Annotated in this window: 2 protein-coding genes and 1 pseudogene; all 3 read left to right on the top strand. The window is 37.2% G+C overall.

Annotated elements, in window-relative coordinates; translation table 11 throughout:
* Positions 1-6 precede the first annotated feature (6 nt).
* On the top strand, positions 7-10,473 hold the full coding sequence (locus tag ACMX2I_RS17160) for an SDR family NAD(P)-dependent oxidoreductase (RefSeq protein WP_414957628.1): 10,467 nt from the start codon (positions 7-9) through the stop codon (positions 10,471-10,473).
* Positions 10,457-19,120: an SDR family NAD(P)-dependent oxidoreductase gene (locus tag ACMX2I_RS17155; RefSeq protein ID WP_414957627.1), complete on the top strand. Its 8,664-nt coding sequence runs from the start codon at positions 10,457-10,459 to the stop codon at positions 19,118-19,120. Before ACMX2I_RS17160 ends, ACMX2I_RS17155 begins: the two co-directional genes overlap by 17 nt.
* Positions 19,113-20,951 (top strand): annotated as a pseudogene (locus ACMX2I_RS17150) (beta-ketoacyl reductase); the annotation flags it as partial. The gene ACMX2I_RS17155 and the pseudogene ACMX2I_RS17150, both read left to right, overlap by 8 nt.
* Positions 20,952-21,063: the final 112 nt, after the last annotated feature.

The following is a 21,063-nucleotide window of genomic DNA, read 5'->3' as shown; positions in this document are numbered from 1 at the left end:
ATCAATATGCATACACCTAATCAACAACAAAAAAGGGAAATATTGAAACGCCTACTGGATAAGACAGAACAACCTCCAATAGATATTGCCATCATAGGTGTTAGTGGACAATATCCAATGGCCAAAAATCTTAATGATTTTTGGGAGAATATTAAGAATGGAAAAAATTGTATCAGTGAAATTCCTAAAAATCGCTGGGATTGGGAAGAGTACTACAATCCAGATAGCTATGAACAAGGTTTAAGTTATACTAAATGGGGCGGTTTTATAGAGGATATCGATAAGTTTGATCCAGCATTTTTTAACATTACACCGAAGGAAGCAGAAGAAATTGACCCTCAGGAAAGGTTGTTTTTGCAAACAGCATGGGCAACTTTAGAAGATGCAGGCATCACTAGATCTACACTAATTGAACAAAGCTCGAAAGTTGGGGTTTTCGTAGGAATAATGAATAACTTTTATGTGCGCCAGGGGGGGACTTCGGCATATTGGTCTCTTGCTAATCGTATTTCGTACTTTATGAACTTACAAGGTCCTAGCCTAGCGGTAGATACAGCCTGCTCTTCATCGCTGACTGCTATTCACTTGGCTTGTGAAAGCCTAAAAAAAGGGGAGTGTCATACAGCGATTGCTGGAGGAGTAAACCTAATACTTCATCCTGACCATTATGGGAATTTGTCACGAATGAACATGCTTTCTAAGGATGATAAGTGTAAAGCTTTTGGTGCGAACGCCGATGGATTTGTGGATGGTGAAGGCCTAGGTGCTGTTCTACTCAAACCATTGCATAGAGCAATAGCAGATAACAATAAGATATATGCGGTAATCAAAGGAACTTCTATTAATGCTGGAGGGAAAACCAGTGGATATACAGTTCCTAATCCGAATGCTCAAGCAGACCTGATTAAAGCAGCCCTTAAGGAAGCTCGTATTTCCCCAGAAACTATTTCCTATGTAGAGGCCCATGGAACTGGAACATCTTTGGGTGATCCGATTGAAATAGCAGGTCTAACTACAGCGTTTCAGGGGGAAGACAAATTTAATCAAAGTTGTCCAATTGGTTCTGTTAAGTCAAATATTGGTCATCTCGAATCAGCCGCGGGTATAGCCGGTTTAACCAAAGTGCTTTTACAAATGAAACACAAGAAATTGGTACCTTCATTGCATTCAGAAAAGTTGAATCCGCGTATTGATTTTGAGAACCCACCTTTTTATGTGCAACAACAGTTGGAAGAATGGGAGAGACCTGTAAAGTACGAGAATGGGGAAAGGAAAACATTGCCTCGAAGAGCTAGTATTAGCTCTTTCGGGGCAGGAGGTGCCAATGCCCATATCATTGTGGAGGAGTATAATGAACCCTTAGTTCAAAACAATTATGTTAAAGAAGAAGAATACTTGTTTTTACTTTCAGCCAAAAATGAAGCGAGATTGCGTGACTATGCTAGTGAATTGCAGACTTTTTTAGTGCAAAACAGGTCGGAAATCAATATTGCTGATATCACCTATACACTTCAGATTGGTCGAGAAGCAATGGAGACACGGTTAGCAATTGTCGCTTCTAATATAGACACGCTAATAGAGAAGTTAACATTTTTCAATAAAGAGCAAACAAATATTGAAAATCTGTACTATCAAAAGGAGTCCGAAACCCAACAGGAACAGGATATACAAAAAAGTCTTCAACAAAAGAATTTAAGCCTACTGGCTAAATTATGGGTTTCTGGTATAGATATTGATTGGTTAGGGTTATATCAGGGAGAAAAACCCAAAGTGGTCTCACTGCTCACTTATCCATTTGCAAAGGAGTCCTATTGGATATCAAGGAGTAACAGTATACCTAATGATAATAGAGAGAAATTACACCCTTTGCTAGACAATAATATATCAACTTTAAAAGAACAAAAATTTACTGTACGGTTGAGAGGACATGAATTTTTCATGGCTGATCATAAGTTAGGTAATCAAATGGTCTTACCAGGTTCAGCCATTTTAGAAATGGCTAGGGCTGCAGGTAGTTTTTCCACAGAGAATAAAATTTGCAGTATAAAGGATATCTCCTGGAATCAACCTATTGTTTTGAAACAAAAAAGTAAAGAATCGGCTAATAAGGATGTTTTTATAAGTCTGTTTATGGTTGAAGACGGTATCGAATATGAAGTGTGGACTTTTATCGAAGAAGAGAAAAAACTAATTCATGCCGAGGGGTTAATGACGTATGGTGTATCTGATAAACCAGGAAATTTAGATTTAAATTCTATTAGTTCCCGATGTAATCAAACTATGCCACAGGACGAGTGTTACAACCATTTTCAAAAAGCAGGTCTTAATTATGGAACAAGCTTTCAAACCATACAGGGAATATATTTCAATCGGGAAGAAACTCTAGTAGAGCTATCTTTACCTTCCCACTTAAAGGAAAACCAATCGGAATATGGCTTACATCCCTCCCTGTTGGATGGAGCTTTTCAAGCTGTTATAGGGTTATTAATCGATAAAAACTCTACATCAACTTATTTACCTTTTTCACTAGGTGAAGTTATTCTCGTTCGGCCATTAACAGATAAATGTTATGCTCACGTCACTTGGGCAGAGCAACAACCAACTGGGCCCGAAACGATGTATAGCTTCATGATTAACATTATGGACAAAGAAGGACAAGTACTTGTCCAACTAAATAATTTCACTGTGAAGATGTCTTTAACAAAAAGCACTTCGATTAAAGAGTCTGAGACTTTGTTACTGCAAAAGGTTTGGCACAGAAAGGAGATTGATTTTTCAGAAGAAAGCCAACAGTTATCGGGAAATATCTTATTATTTAGTTCCGATGTTAATCTTCGTAATATACTGAATGGACAATTGAGTGAGCATGATAAAAGAATTATCCAAGTTAGGAAGGGTGACCGATTCACATGTGTAGGACATGACACATATGAAATTAATCCTTTACAACCGGAAGATTATCGGAACTTGTTGAAATCTATAAAAGAAGAACATTTTATCCCAAACCACATTATTCATTACTGGTCAAAAGAGGAAGACAGCAATTCTAACAATCTATTAAGCGAACAATTGCAACAAAGCATATATTCCATAGTGCATCTTAGCCAAGCACTAATAAGTGAAAAATATCAAAACGGCGTCAATTTACTATATGTATACCCGTTTGAAAAGGAAACGCCCGTACCAACATATGAAGCAGTCCACGCACTAGTAAAAACAATTGAATTAGAGAATCCTAGAATTGCAACCAAAACAATCGGAATCTCAAGAGACCAACGGTACACATCCATATGTAAAATCTTTTCCAAAGAATTGACAGTTGACGCTAACCACCATTCAGATATTCAGTATATTTCTGGGCAGAGATATGTTAATTCATTTCAGGAAAAGCAATCTCAGAAGGAAGAATCTGTACCTTTACGGAAGAATGGGGTATATATTATTACCGGGGGGACCGCTGGAATAGGTTTTCTGTTCGCAAAATACTTTGCTGAAAAATACCAACCTAAACTAGTCCTCGTTGGACGACGGGAATGGAGTCTCGAAATAGAAAATCAGGTAAGAAAACTGGAGGACATGGGAGCTGAAGTTGAGTATATTTCAGCAGATATATCGAATCAAGATCAAGTAAAACACATCATCAAACATACAAAAAATAAATTTAAGGAAATTCACGGTATTATTCATAGTGCAGGGGTAATACGAGACTCTCTCCTCTATAAAAAGACGAAGAAAGATATAGATGACGTATTGGCACCAAAGGTTTTTGGCACAGTTTGGTTGGACAAATATACAGAGAATGAAAAACTAGACTTCTTTTGCTTATTCTCTTCAATAGCTGCACTGTTAGGTAATGTAGGGCAAGCAGATTACGCTTATGCAAATAGTTTTATGGATCATTTTGCTCACCTAAGAGACATAAAACAAGCACAAGAACAACGTTATGGAAGAACACTTTCGATTAATTGGCCTTACTGGGAACAAGGTGGGATGCAGTTAGATACTGATGAGCAGAACTGGCTGAAACAGACGTACGGTCTTCTACCTTTACGTACAAGAAATGGGGTAAAGGCATTTGAAAAGGGATTAACAGCCTCTTATACACAACTCGCTGTAATGGAAGGGAACAAGAACAAACTATTACGGTCAATACAAAATTCACTTCCAAAAAATGAAGCAAGTTCTTATGAACCACTAGTGGGTAACGACATACAACAACTACGCCAAAAGACAGAACAATATTTAGCAGTTATACTCTCGGAAGAAACGAAGATACCTGTATCAAATATAGATGTCGAGAAAGAGTTTGAAACATTTGGAATAGATTCAGTTATTATTATGCGAATGGTTCGCAAATTAGAAAAAGTTTTTGGTGAACTGCCTAAAACATTATATTTTGAATATCAATCCATTGAAGAATTAACAACATATTTTATGGAAGAGCATTATGATAAATTAATTCACATACTCGGGATATTAAAGAGGGAAGAAACGAAAACTTCCGAAGAGAATCATATTGAAGAACCGTTTTCTAGAAGTAAGAGACAACGTGTACGATTTGAAAAAAATGATCAGCAACAAAATGATGATATTGCTATTATTGGTTTAAGTGGACGCTACCCTCAGTCTGATAACTTAGATGAATTTTGGGAAGTACTCAAAAGGGGGCGTGATTGTATTACGGAAATTCCCGCAGAGCGATGGAATTATATGAAATACTACGATCCAGAAAAGAAAATCGGAAAAACTTACAGTAAGTGGGGAGGTTTTATTAGCGATTTCGATAAATTTGATTCGTTATTTTTCAATATATCCCCAAAGGAAGCAAGAAATATTGATCCCCAAGAACGTCTGTTTTTGGAAACTGTATGGCATACAATAGAAGACGCCGGCTATACAAAAAGGGAGCTTGAGAAACGGAAAATAGGTGTTTTTGTTGGAGTGATGTATGGTCAATACCAATTATATGGGATAGAAGAGGAGGCAAAAGGAAATTTTGTTCTACCAAACTCATCCTATGCATCTATTGCCAACCGTGTTTCTTATTTCTTTAATTTCCATGGCCCAAGTTTGGCTTTGGACACGATGTGTTCATCTTCGTTAACTGCCATACATTTGGCAATTAACAGCCTCCATCAAGGAGAAAGTGAAATGGCGGTAGCAGGTGGTGTGAATCTAACTATTCATCCGAACAAGTATTTACTATTAAGTGGTTCCAACTTTGCTTCTAGTGATGGACGCTGTCGAAGCTTTGGAAATGGTGGCGATGGTTATGTACCTGGTGAAGGTGTTGGAGCTATCTTATTAAAGCCCCTTAACAAAGCTATTGCCGCGGGCGATCATATTTACGGTGTGATAAAAGCTAGTACCGTAAATCATGGCGGTAGAACCAATGGTTATACAGTGCCTAATCCAAATGCTCAAGGAAATCTCATCAAGGAAGCAATGAAAAAAGCAAATGTATCTCCACAAGATATTAGCTATGTGGAAGCTCATGGAACAGGAACATCATTAGGGGATCCAATTGAAATCAACGGATTAATCCAAGCTTTTGGTAAACAGCATGCCAAGCAGTATTGCTCAATTGGTTCAGTCAAGTCTAATATTGGTCATTTGGAATCGGCAGCTGGTATTGCAGCCCTTACTAAAGTGTTGTTGCAAATGAAACACAAGCAACTGGTTCCTTCGATTCATGCGTCTGAACCTAATCCAAACATCAATTTTAGACAGTCACCTTTTTACTTACAGCAATCATTGGAAGAATGGAGGCAACCAACTGTTTTACAAGATGGAAAAGAGAAAAAAATTCCTAGAATAGCTGGAATTAGCTCTTTTGGTGCAGGAGGTTCCAATGCTCATCTCATCGTTGAAGAGTACATCCAACAAAAATTACCGGTTGATGTCAAGGAAGAGCCACAAATATTCATTTTATCAGCCCGTAATAAGAACAGACTACAAGTATATTCGAGAAAAATGATAGAATTTCTTGATAAGACGATTAGCAACAAAAGATTAAATAGTAAAAACCCAGAGTCACAGATTTCCTTTGCTGACATTGCCCACACTTTACGATTTGGGAGAGAGGAATTTGATGAGCGATTAGCCATTATTGCTTCAACTATAGAGGAATTTAGAGATAAATTGAGCCAATATATTCAAGGTCAGCATTCTTCATCCATTTATTTAGGAAATATAAATGAGGTTACAGAAGTTACAAAGATTTCTGATTTACACTCTCATGGAAGAGATGTACAAAGTATTGTAAGTAAGTGGAGGGAAAATGGAGAGTTAGGTAAAATAGCTGAGTTGTGGGTGGCAGGTGTAAAAATTCATTGGGACAAACTATCGCTAAATAAAGATACAAAGCAACCACTCCCTACCTATCCATTTCAGAGAGAGAGGCATTGGATTTTTCAAGAAGATGCTAAGCCCAATAATACCGCATTCAGTAATTTAGAGATTCATCCTTTGGTAGAATTCATTCATCCTGATTTAAGCCTAAAAAACAACGGTATCGTGTATGTGAAAAAATTGAAATACAATGATTTAATCGTCAAAGATCATCTTGTAGATAAAAAACGACTTCTTCCTGGTGTTGGCCAATTAGAAATGGTAATGGGTGCAATAACTCATTTAAAACAAAGTAACGGTTATAGTCTATCTAATGTAGTTTGGTTACAGCCAGTACTCATGAACCAAAAGGAACTGGAACTTCATATCTTGATTAAAGAAAAAGATGGACAACTTACCTTTGAAATTCAAAGTACTCCCGAAGATAAGACTATTACCCATTCAAAAGGGATCATCCGTAAGGAGAGTCTACCTAGGGGTGAGCAGGAACAATATGTTTCTGTTGAAGATGTAAAACTGAGAACGACATTCGAGTTAGAAAAGACGGAATTCTATGAAAGTTTTTCTGAGGTAGGTATTGATTATGGTCCGTATTTTCAAAGTGCACAACACATCTGGGGCAACCAACTAGAAGCATTAAGTAAGTTCCAGATTTCACAGGGACAGGAGGAACAATTAAGACAATATAACTTACATCCATCTTTAGTAGACGGTGCACTACAAACAATTGCGGGTATCCAAGGTCAGGATAATGCTCTGAAATTACCATATTCTGTTGAACGTGTAGTGGTGAAGCAGCCTCTTTCTTCTTCTGGTTATGCCTATGTTCATTCAACAGGGAATGATATTTATCAGGTAGAATTGTTGGATAACGAAGGGCATGTATGTGTCAGTCTTCATGATGTTAGTGTTCGTCCAGCACCTGTGAAAACAATACCATCGACTTCTATCTATTATAAGCCTAGATGGAAGCGCTCACCTTTACCACTCATTTCTCAACTAGATTTTACAACACATCAGAAAGTATTAATTATTTCTCATAATGATTGTGCTGGATTAGACGTTGGTTTAGCGGAAGTGCACGATAGATCACAAGTTTATAATATTCATTTAGGGAAGAAAAACGTTAAATATTCAGACAATACTTGGGAAATTAACTCAAGCGACCCATACTCTTTCAAAGCCTGTTTGCAGGAATTCCCAAGTGATATTGAATTGGTTTACTTCCTCGGAGGGATTAAAGGAAAGGGGATACAACTTACGGACATCGATCAACTGAACAATACACAAGAAATTGGTGTTCTTAGTTTGTTTAGAATTGTTCAAGCATTAAGTGAGCAAGGGTATGATGAACGATATCTACGTTTACATGTCATCACAAATCATGTATATACACTCTCACAAGATGAGCTTCCAAATCCGGAAGTAGCAGGTATACATGGACTAACAAAATCGATGATAAAAGAGTATCCTTACTGGGATATAAGCTATACAGATGTTGATCTAAGATCGTTTATTAATACATCACAATCATCTGTAAAGCAAGGAACGATTAAAGCTCTAATGGCTGAATCTTTTGCTAAATCAAGTGAAGATATTTTAATTTATGCGGGTCAGCGTTATGTCCGTTCACTTTCACAAATTTCACTCCCGCCGGTAAAGGAAAGTGGTTATAGGAAGCATGGCGTATATTTTATTCTTGGGGGTGCTGGAGGTATTGGTTTAGCATTAAGCCAATATCTTGTCCAACAATTTGAGGCAAAAGTTATCTTAATCGGTCGTAGCCCATTAAATGATGAGAAACAGCAAATGATAGATGAAATAAAGAGATATGATGGACAAATATTATATATTCAGGCAGACGGTACTGATCTAAAAAGTATGCAAGATGCTGTTAATGAGGTAAAGTCTCGATTTGGCCATATTCATGGTGTTATACATTCTGCTATTGTTCTCAAAGATAGTACGATAAAAAATATGGATGAGGAGTCATTCCAAGCTGTATTATCGCCAAAAGTCCAAGGCAGCTACATCCTCTATCAAGTGTTTAGAGATGAAGCACTTGATTTCATGATGTTTTTCTCATCTGCCCAATCCTTTAGTGGAAATGCTGGACAAGGCAATTATGCAGCTGCCTGTACGTTTAAAGATGCTTTTGCTCAATATCTTAAGCGGACCGCTTCCTTCCCGGTTAAAATTATTAATTGGGGATATTGGGGTGATGTTGGTATTGTGGCCTCAGGACATTATCAAAAACTATTAAGTTCTCAAGGAATTTATTCTATTGGTTTGCATGAGGGAATAGAAGCGTTAGAGAGAGTTCTTCATTATCCAGTCGACCAGGTGATGGTCATGAAAGCGGAAAAAGACGTATTAGAACATATTGGTGTAGATATGAACTCCTTGATGATTCAACATCGTGTTAATCTGCCATCTACGTTGCATTCAACGATTGATGTGAATCGAAGGCCAAGACTTAATGAAGAATCCCTGCAAAAGTCAAGGAAAGCATTTCTGGAGATTGAAGAACTTAGTGAGCTAATGTTATTGAACATGTTTCAGAACTTAGGGGTTTTTAAGAGTAGTCATGAACAATACAAAAAAGAAGAATTGAAAAGGAAGCTAGGGATTATTGATCGGTATAGTCAATTATTCGAGGCTCTATTAGATATTATGGCACAAAGTGAATTGATTCAAATTGAGGATAAGACTATACGAACCACTTCCAGAGTTGAAAATCCATTTTTACAGGAAGAGATCAAGAGTATAACGCATAGATTTGATCAGTCAGATAGTCTTCTAGACATGAAGGGCCACGTAGATTTACTAAGAACATGTTTCCAAAATTTTGCTGATATTTTAAGGGGTAACGTTCTTGCCACTGACATTATATTCCCTAATTCATCAATGACCAAGGTAGAAAACATTTATCAAAACAATGTCGTAGCAGATTATTTTAATCAATTGATTGTCTGGGGACTACGTTCTTTTATCCAGAAACGATTGCCAACATTGAAGGAAGGAGAAAAAATAAAAATATTAGAAGTGGGTGCTGGAACGGGAGGAACAAGTGCCAAAGTATTTGAAGGAATTCATGAATTTGATGAACACTTGGAGTATGTATATACAGACATTTCCCTAGGATTTATTAATTATGGTCGAAGCAGATATGGAGTTCAGAATCAATTTGTTAAGTTTTCCTTATTAGATATTGAAAAGGATATTCAGTCACAGGGATTTATTCTTGGTGGATATGATGTAGTTATTGCTACAAATGTGCTCCATGCGACCAAACAATTGCAGGAGACATTGAATAACATTAAAAAACTACTAAAAACCAATGGATGGCTTATTTTAAATGAAGCAACGATCGTTAATAACTTTACAACCCTTACTTTTGGATTATTTGAAGGATGGTGGCTGTACGAAGACTCTGAGGAGAGGTTGCCATACTCACCTTTACTCAGCACATCTATGTGGGAAGATCTATTGAAGCGATTAGGATATGAACAAACTATTGCCCTAGAATCCATGTCTCAGGAGAATAGTGGCTTTGTCCAAAATGTTATCATTGGGGAAAGTAATGGACTCTCAGAAATTGTTCAAAACAGTACCTCCACTAAAATTGTGGATACAAAGGAACTTTCCTTTGAAATAGCAGAAGAACAGGTGTCTCAAGAAATGGTAGCAGTGACACAAGAGCCTACTTCACAGTCTCACACAGTTTCGGCACAAAAAAATAATATACGGGATTATATTGAAGAGACATTGGTGAACTGTATTGTTGAAGCGCTTGAGGTGAATATTGAAGACATTTTTATTGAGAAACAGTTCTCTGAATATGGTGTTGACTCTATCACCGGATTAGAACTAATAAAGAAGATTAATGATACATTAGGCATCACTTTAAGGACGACAGTTTTATTTGATTATACGAATGTAAATGTATTAACAGATTATATCTTGAATCAATATGGCGAAAATATTTCTCAAGCAATGTCTGATGGCGTAATAGAAGAGGAGGATGAAGAACTAGAACTCCTGAATAAATTAGCCAATGGTGAATTAAATATTGATCAAGTTTATAAGTTAATGGGGTGGAATTATGGAGCGGAAGATTAAAAAAATACTTGACTTGATACAGAATGGAAAGCTGTCACCTTTAGATGGAAAAAAACTAATTGAAAAGATGAGTCAATCTCGGGCTGATGAAACACTTCAGCCCGATCAAATGGAAACAGATAATGTAAAGGGTTATGAGAAATATAAATCAGTTGTCATACAAAAACCAGGGCCAATTTCAAGTATTCAGACGCATGCAATTAACCCGAAAGATCCCGGGAAAAACGAAGTTCAAATTCTTGTTCATGCTTTTTCATTAAATTTCGGTGATTTACTTTGTGTAAAGGGTCTATACCCGACTATGCCAGAATATCCTTTTTCACCTGGTTTTGAAGTTTCTGGAGTGGTTACCAAAACAGGGTCAGAAGTTTCAAGGGTTAAAGTAGGTGATGAAGTTATAGCATTAACTGGCCCACAACTTGGTGGACAAAGCTTTGTTTTAAATACACATGAAGCATTAGTCGTCAAAAAACCAAAAAATTTGAATCATCAAGAAGCATGTTCGTTACCCATTGTCTATTTGACGATGCATCATGTTTTTAAAAAAGCGGATGTTAAACGTGGTGAAAAAATTCTGATTCAAACAGCTACAGGTGGAACAGGTTTGATTGCAGTACAAAGGGCTCTTCAGCAAGGAGCTGAAATTTTTGCTACGGCAGGATCACAAGAGAAAATAGAATATTTGAAACAACTAGGGGTGCATCATTGTATCGATTACCGAAAAGAAGATTTTGAACAAAAAGTATTATCCTTGACTGAAGGTGAAGGTGAAGGTGTAGATGTAGTTATTAATACCTTGTCAGGCGAATCAATCCAAAAAGGGTTAAACATTCTGAAGCCCAATGGACGGTATCTTGAAATTGCTATGACCGGTTTAAAAACTGCTAAACAAATCGATTTATCATGTTTAGACAATAATCAAATCTTTTACAGTATTGACATGCGTAAAATGATGTTGTCAAACATAGAAAGTGTTACACAGTACCTTGATGAAATGTATGAAGTGCTAGAAAAAGGGATGATTAAGCCGACTGTAGGTAAAGTATTTTCTTTTTCAGATATCCATCAAGCCTATAAATATTTGGAGGAGAGAGAAAATATTGGGAAAGTTGTGGTGACTACACCATCTACCCTATGGAGCGATAAAGATTTAGTACAAGGTGAAAAACAGAAGACAACCTACGATGCAAAGGCTACTGAAACTCCAAAGAGAAAAGATGTTGCGATTATCGGGCTATCTTGTCAATTTCCAGGAGCCAAAAATAAAGAACAATTTTGGTCCAACCTATCTCAGGGTGTCAGTTCTATTCGAGAAGTTCCAAAGGATAGATGGTACCCTGATAAATATTATGATAGTGACCCGAAAAAATTGGATAAAACAAATTGTAAATGGGGAGGATTTTTGGATGACATTGACCTATTTGATGCATTATTCTTCAAAATATCTGGAAAAGAAGCTGAATTGAGTGATCCTCAGCAACGTCTACTATTGGAAGAAAGTTGGAATGCATTAGAAGATGCAGGATATGCCAATGACCAAATTTCAAATAAGTCTTGTTCTGTTTTTGTTGGTCTAAGCAATGGTGACTACGTGGAAAAGATGAATGAAATGGGCGTTGAAAAAGAAGCGCAGTCATTTTGGGGGAACCACAACTCGGTATCAGCAGCAAGAATATCATATTTTCTTAATTTGAAAGGACCTAGCATAGCAATAGATACAGCTTGTTCTTCTTCATTGGTCAGCATTCATTTGGCGTGTCAAAGTATCATTTCTGGAGAGAGTGAAATGGCCTTGGCTGGTGGTGCTTTTATCAACGTTACTCCTCAGTTTCATATTGCTTCTAGCAATGCTGAGATGCTTTCTCCTAGGGGAAGAAGTGCAGCTTTTGACAACGATGCCGACGGATTTGTTCCTGGTGAAGGCGTAGCCATGCTCGTCTTAAAATCTTTGGATGACGCCGAACGAGATGGTGATCATATTTACGGAGTGATTAAAGCTTCTGGAATCAATCAGGATGGAACGACGAATGGTATCATCGCTCCTAGTAGTCTATCGCAAACGGAACTAGAACAATCAGTATATGAAAAAGCAAATATTAACCCAGAAAAGATTACTTACGTTGAAACACACGGAACAGGGACAAAGTTGGGTGATCCAATTGAAATTGAGGCGTTAACGAATGCATTTAGGAAATCAACTGCTAAAACCCAATACTGTGCGATCGGTTCAGTTAAATCGAATATAGGTCATGCTGCTACAGCGGCTGGAGTTGCGAGCGTAATAAAGGTCTTGCTGTCAATGAAAAATAAACAAATTCCGCCTTCACTTAATTTCGATAAACCAAATGAACATATAGACTTTGAGAATAGTCCATTCTTTGTCAATACAGAATTAAAAGATTGGAAAGTGAAGAATGGAGAAAAACGACGCGCAGCAGTCAGCTCGTTTGGTTTTAGTGGAACCAATGCTCATTTAGTTATTGAGGAACCGCCTACACGAGCCAGTATTCCACAAGAAAATCCATTGTACTTGATCCCTTTTTCAGCGCGAAACGAAGAAGATTTGTTCCAACAAATCGCTAACTTAGAAAAATGGTTGCTAGAAGATGAAAAATCCATTGCTGATATTTCCTACACGTTAATGGTGGTGAGAAAACATTTTGGCGTCCGTGGGGGTTTGATTGTGAGGAATGTGGATGAGTTGAGACAGAAATTGGCTGAGATTCTAGAACATGGGGGAGTTGCTAATTATTATCAGGTCAACAACAGAACATCCTCACAAAAGTATGACCAAGCTAAGGAAGACCGAGGTAAGCATATTTTGAATGTCACGCTACAGCTAGTGGGATTGTCAGAAAGTAAATATAAAGAAAAGTTGTCGTTCCTGCTAGATTTATATATCCACGGGTATGACTTGGACTGGGGAAAAATATACGGAGATACCAGACATTACCGTCTATCAATGCCAACCTATCCTTTTCAGAAAAAACGTTTCTGGTTGCCTAGTAATTCTGTACCAAAGGCAAGAACAGTTATTCAACATGTAGATGGTGGGATTAAACAGATCCATCCATTAATAGAACAAAATACCTCTGACTTAAACAGAATAAAATTTACTACCCGAATGTATGGTAACGAATTTTTCCTAAAGGATCATGTGATAGGTGATGAAAGTGTGTTGCCAGGAGTAGCTTATATCGAGATGGGACGCGCTGCGGGTCAAATCGCTGGTAAAGCAAAAGTTGCGAAAATGAAAAATCTAGTATGGATCCATCCTTTTAAAATAAATAATACTTTCAAGGACATTCATATTAAACTGGAGCCAAGACAGGAAGAAGTTCATTATGAAGTATTTTGTGAATCCAATAAAGAGGAATTACTTCACCATGGGAAAATAATATTTGAACATCATGAACAACAAGAGACACAGCCTACGTTTTTAGATCTTGAAGAGGTGATGAGTAGATGCAAACATTTGTCAACAAGTAATGTATTTTACAAGGCTGTTACAAAGACGAAAATATTTTTAGGCCCGAGCTTTCAATCAATTCAAGAATTGTATGGTAATGAGCGTGAAACTTTATCCAGAATTAAACTTCCAGAGGTTGTTCAAGAGGAAAATCATGGGTTCCAACTTCATCCATCCATCATGGATGGTGCATTTCAAACAGCATTAGCAGGCACACAATCTGAAAACTTGTATGTACCATTTTCCTTAGGTGAAATAGAAATTTTACATTCATTATCAAATGTCAGTTACGTATATTCAGTACGCACAGGGCAACACGAACAATCCACGACCTTTGATGTTGATCTTTTGGATGACAGGGGCCAGGTGTTGGTTCGTGTGAGGAATCTTACAGCTAGGAGATATGTCTTTGATGAAAAGAACAGTCAACCTCAACCTCACCCTCTATATTTTAGAAAGGTCTGGGAGCCTGCACCGCTAAGTTTTGAAAAGAACACTTTACTAGGTAATTTATTAATCTTTGATGATAAAGAAGAGGTTTGGCAAGCGGTAAAATCTCACCCAAGTTTATCACAGGCAATATTAGTTAGACCTGGCGTGGCATTTCGAGAGGTTGAAAATAACGTATATGAGATTAGTTCAAATAAGTATAGTGATTATGTTCAACTGTTAAGCGTTCTTAAACAGAAAGGTATAACTCCAACTCAGATTTTATTTCTATTGGCTCACAGGGAGACTGCTGATACAAGTGACGATGTGTACAAACAACTCAGCTATGGAATTTATGCCGTATTTTACTTGAGTCAGGCGTTTAATAAACTTTGGACTTCACATCCACTACAGTTACTGTATGTCTATCAGTTAACTAATGGACTCTATGGACAATCGCTACATAAAGCGTTTGAGGCATTTGCCAAATCGATTAGCCTTGAACAGAAAAAATACTTGTATCGATCATTGGCCATGGAATCCATAACTCCTGAAACGGTTCTAGCAACAGCATTGCCTGAATTACAAAGCGCTTCAAAGCAGTTAGATGTTCGATATATGAAGGGACAGCGCTTAGTTAAGCAAATGAGGGAGTTTGCTTTAAATACAGTTGAAGATGGAAATTCTCCTTGGAGGAAACATGGTGTTTATCTAATTACTGGTGGACTAGGAGGAATAGGGTTTATTTTTGCCAAGTATCTCGCAAAAGAATACAAGGCCAATCTTCTACTGACTGGGCGTTCACCTTTAACAGAAAAAGATAAATTGAAAATCGAAGAGATTCGTACTTTTGGATCAGAGGTTACCTATTATCAATCTGATGTTTCTAATCGTCAACAAGTAGAACAGTTGATGGTAGATATTAAAGAAGAAAGAGATTCTATACACGGTATTTTACACTGTGCTGGTGTAATAAAAGACGACAAATTAACGAATAAGACAAGTGATCAAATTGAACAAGTACTTGCTCCTAAAATATTTGGTACTGTATGGCTCGATAAATTAACTAAACAGGAAAACTTAGATTTGTTTGTACTCTTTTCTTCAACTGCTTCTGTTACAGGTAATATAGGACAAAGTGATTATGCTTATGGTAATTCTTTTATGGACCATTTTTCTGATCATCGTGAACAGTTACGTAAAGCTGGACAACGTAATGGAAAAACGTTGTCTATTAACTGGCCGTTATGGAAGGAAGGCGGTATGAAAGTAGAGCAGCAAATTGAAACAATGATGACAAAGACATTAGGTATGGAGCCACTAGAAACGAAGACTGGTATCCAGACAGTCGTAGCCGGTATAGGACAACAGAACAATCATTTTGCCGTCCTTGTAGGAAAACGGGAAAAAATGAAAGCGTTAATCGGTGATATAAACGAAACTAAGCAAGCTGATGAAACTGTATCAACAAAAGGAGATACGAATTTTGAATTAGATACAGATTCACTAAGGCAGTATTTCGAGGATGATGTATTGGGAATTGTTGCTAATCTATTAAGAATAGATAAGGAGCATATATTTCTAGATGAAAATTTTAGTGAATTTGGATTTGATTCTTTAACTTTAACAGATTTGAGTAATCAATTAAATGATAGATTTCAGCTAGAGCTAATGCCCTCGATCTTTTTTGAACATCAAACGTTAAGTTCAGTTGTCGACTTTATATTGGAACACCATAATGATTCAGTATTAGAAATGTACCAGGAAAAAATAGATAAACCTACTTTGTCAATTGATAGTGGACAAAATATCTCTGAAGCTCCAGATTCATTACTAGCTAATCAGGATGATGGTGATTGGTTACCGGGAGAAGTGAATCCTGAGAAGACCCAACGCAAAAGATACTCTTTGACGAATGAACCAGTTGCAATAATAGGGATGAGTGGAAAAATGCCCCAGTCGCATGATTTAGATGATTTTTGGAAACACATTGAAGAAGGGAAGGATCTTATTACTGAAATCCCTGAAGATCGATGGGATTGGAAAGAAATTTATGGTGATCCCGCTACTCAATCTAATAAAACGAATATTAAGTGGGGGGGATTTATGAAAGACGTCGATAAATTTGATAGCCTATTTTTTGGTATTTCTCCGAAAGAGGCAGAACTGATGGATCCTCAGCAAAGAATTTTAATGGAAACAGTGTGGAAAACAATTGAGGATGCAGGGTACAAGGCATCGGATTTATCTGGAACAAAGACGGGCGTTTTTGTCGGAGTTGCAAGTACGGATTATGGTTATTTACAGGAAAACAGTGAAATACAGGCTCAAACGTCAACAGGGATGTCCCATTCAATATTAACAAATAGAATTTCTTACTATCTTAACCTACATGGCCCAAGTGAACCAATTGATACAGCTTGTTCCAGTTCATTAGTTGCCATTCATCGAGCTGTTGAACAAATCCAGAGTGGACAATGCGATTTAGCTATCGCTGGTGGCATAAACGTGATGGTAAGTCCAAAATTATATATATCCTTTAACAAAGCTGGTATGCTCTGTGAAGATGGTAAATGTAAAACTTTTGATAAAGATGCTAACGGTTATGTCAGAGGCGAGGGTGTAGCGACACTATTATTGAAACCTTTAAGCAAAGCTGAAGATGACGGTGATCATATTTATGGTGTAATTAAAGGAAGTGCAGTAAATCACGGTGGCAGAGCCAATTCTTTAACTGCGCCGAACCCAAATGCACAATCCGATCTGATAGTTCAAGCATGGGGAGAATCAAATTTAGATCCATCGACAGTGTCTTACATTGAAGCACATGGTACAGGAACACCATTAGGGGATCCAGTTGAAATTAATGGACTAAAAAAAGCATTTGATCAACTATACAAGGACTGGGGAAAAAGGATGCCTGAAAAACCTTACTGTGGACTGGGTTCTGTCAAAACTAATATCGGTCACCTTGAAACAGCAGCAGGAATAGCAGGTGTGTGCAAAGTACTACTAGCCATGAAAAATAATGTCTTACCTGCTTCCATAAATTTTAACCATTTAAATCCATACATTAAATTGGATGACAGTCCATTTTACATTACCGCCCAAAAGGCTAATTGGGAAAGGATGAAAGATGAATATCAACAACCGATTCCTAGACGTGCGGGGATAAGTTCTTTTGGATTTGGGGGGGGAAATGCGCATGTCGTCATAGAGGAATATCAACCGAAATCGTCAAGACATTTAAACGGAGATAATGAGGGCCAGATCATTATTTTATCAGCTCAGAATGAAGATTGTTTGAAAGAATATGCGGCTAACCTGGCAAATAAATTAAGTGAAAGTGGCAATTTGAGAGAAATTGCTTATACGCTACAAATTGGGAGAGAAGAGATGGACGTACGTCTTGCCTTAGTTGTTGATAGTATTGCAGAGCTGAAGGAGAGATTGAATCGATTCTGTACGGAAAGAGAATCTGTTGACCAATTAAATTACGGAATTGTTACCGCTCAACAGACCAAACACTTATCGGCATCAAAGGAAATTAAACAAGATGAATTTCTAAGGCTGATGAAAGAAAAACAGTATGACAAACTGGCCAAACTTTGGATTGCAGGGGAAAAAATTGATTGGAAACAATTGCATGAAGGACACCAATTATATCGTGTTTCATTACCTACTTATCCTTTTGAGAGAAAACGTCATTGGCTGCCAACACCGGTTTCCGTAAACTCTCAAAACAAGAATTATCCGAACGATATAGCAAGTCTACATCCTCTTATTGATCGAAACGAATCGACTATTTCAGCAATAAAGTTTGTCAAGCATTTAAGGGGAAGTGAGTTTGTAGTCTCCGACCATGCACTTAATCAACAAAAAGTTCTTCCTGGTGTAGCCACTTTAGAGATGGCTTTATTTACTGGTAATAAGGCCTTGGAGAATAAGATTGACAAGATAACCAATATTGTTTGGTTACATCCGGTTACAGTGTCTGAAAACCAAATTCAGGACATATTTGTATATATTCACGGGAAGAACGATAAGTGTGAATTTGAAATATGTATGAAAGGCAAAGAAGGCCAAGAAATCCTCCACTCCCAAGGAGAGCTACCCATAAAAACTGATTCTTCAGTTCCCGCTACTGAATGGATAGACTTGGAGGATATTAAACAAAGGTTATCCTATTCAATGACTCGTGAACAATGCTATGAAGCTTTTAAGGAAGTAGGATTAACCTATGGACCAAGTTTTCAAGGAATTCAAAAACTATCCTATAATGAGTCGGAATCTTTAGCCTTAATTGAATTGCCAGACGAACTCCGGAGTAATTTTGGCAAGTTTGTTTTACATCCTTCTCTTATGGATGCAGCTGTCCAATCCGTTATTGGAATTTTAGGGCTCGCCCAGACTAAAGCAATGTCTGTTCCGTATGCACTGGAAGAAGTGCAAATAATCAGTGAACCAACTCAGAAGTGTTACGCTTATGTGAAATATGCAAGTGAACAGTCGACCAAGAATCATCATACGTTTGACATATGGATTCTTGACCAGAGCGGGCAACTACTGGTTAAATTAATAAACCTTTCCGTACGTTCCTATCAACAAGAAATAATTGCTACGACTCAAGGTCAAAGGGGCAATGTTGACAATCACGTTGTAATTAAAGAATTGCTAAAACAATTGGAACTTGGACAAATAGATGCTGATGAAGCCAATAAAATAATGGAGGAGATATCGTATGAGTAACGCTATTGCTAATCGGAAAGAGATACTTAAAATGATACAGAATAAAGAATTGTCAGCAGCTGAAGGCTTCGAGCTATTGACTCAAAGTAAGCAAACAATCCAGCCTAATGATAATCTTTATTTCGAATCGATTTGGAAAAAATCAACTGTTGGGCCAGAAGAGGACATGCTTCAATCAAGAGCAGAAAACATTTTAGTTTTTGATTCAATTGGTAACCTATCAGAAATGGTGATATCTCAATGTGCAAAAAAAGATGTTGATGTATCGGTTACGGTAGTGAAACCCGGAGAAAGTTATCATCAGCAAGCAGAAAATATTTATATTATTAATCCAGGAAAAGAAGAAGATTATCACCAATTGTTTCAGGACATAGTTAAACAAAAAATGATGCCAAGTACGATCCTTCATCATTGGTCCGATGAGGGAAATTTCACCGAGAAGACAGATATTAGTAGACAATTGGAACAGAGCATTTATTCGATGCTATACCTTAGTAAAGTTCTGATGAAACACTCACCCATGAGGAATATCAATGTATTGTATGCTTATCAATTTAGCCAGGATCACTTAAAGCCACAATATGCTGCAGTCAGTGGTTTTGCAAGAGCAGTAAATAAGGAAAATCCCCATATCTTTATGAAAGTAGTTGCGATAGATTCAGCAGATAAGGAAGAATATACGAATAACATTATTCAGGAACTTGGTATGGCGGATTATTCTACAGATATTAAGTATGTAGCAAATCAGAGATTTGTTAGACATTTAAATGAGTATACACCTAAGCAAAAGGAACGAGAACAGTTGCTACTGCAAGAAAAAGGTGTATATGTCATAACTGGTGGCACAGGCGGACTTGGAATGTTGTTTGCTAAATATCTGGCACGGTTAGTACAAGCAAGGCTTGTACTAACCGGTCGATCAGCATTAACTCCAGATAAGCAAAAGAAATTGGAAGAACTTAAAGAGTTAGGTGCAGAAGTAGTATATATTCAAGCTGATATTTCTAACAAAATAGAAGTCGATGCTTTGATCAAGGAAACAAAATCTTTATTTCATAGTATTAATGGTATTATTCATTGCGCAGGGGTTACACGGGATTCTCTAATTATTAATAAGAGCAAAGAAGAGATGGATGAAGTACTGGCAGCTAAAGTATATGGCACGATTTGGTTAGATGAAGTGATTCAATCTCAAAACCTTGATCTGTTTATTATGTTTTCTTCTGTTACTGCTGAGTTTGGAAACGAAGGACAAGCTGATTACTCTTATGGAAATTGCTTTATGGATGGCTTTGCAGAACAGCGCCAAAGGATGGGAGTTGCGGGGAAGCGCTTTGGTAAAACTATTTCAATTAATTGGCCGTATTGGAAAGAAGGTGGAATGAGGGCTAACGAACAATCACAAGAATGGTTGGAGGAAGGGATGGGACTCGTTCCATTAGAGACTGAGCAAGGATATCAAGCATTTGAACACATCATAGACTATGATGCTTCACAAGTGATGGTTTTAGTAGGTGAAAGGGAAAAAATTTACGAGGCTATTAGAATGGTAGAAGGTAAACAGCGTTTGGAGAGTCCATTGTCTATTTCGCCAAACACTGAGACAGTGTCCTCATTGGATAAAAAAGAATTACGACAGAAGACCGCAGCATACTTACATAATATTCTTTCTCAAGAAACCAAGATACCAAATCATAAAATTAAACCGGATGATCCGCTTGAAAAATATGGAATAGACTCTATGATTATTATGAACTTGACTCGGACATTAGAGCAAAATTTTGGACCTTTATCTAAAACCATATTTTTCGAATATCAAACACTGACAGAACTATCAAATTACTTCGTTGATCATTATGCTAAAACTTTAATTGAAATACTAGATATTAAGGTTCAAAATCAAATTAAAGTTTTAGAACAAGGTCCTGTGTTTTCCCAGTCAG

This window comes from Bacillus sp. SW14, assembly GCF_047608225.1.
Lineage (GTDB): Bacteria > Bacillota > Bacilli > Bacillales > Bacillaceae > Bacillus > Bacillus subtilis_G.
The sequence above is the reverse complement of the archived record's forward strand: the minus strand, read 5'-3'. Positions and strand labels throughout refer to the sequence as shown.

Coding starts and splice junctions, on each gene's coding strand:
- ACMX2I_RS17160 (WP_414957628.1), top strand. CDS start 7: ATGCATACACCTAATCAACAACAAAAAAGGGAAATATTGAAACGCCTA.
- ACMX2I_RS17155 (WP_414957627.1), top strand. CDS start 10,457: ATGGAGCGGAAGATTAAAAAAATACTTGACTTGATACAGAATGGAAAG.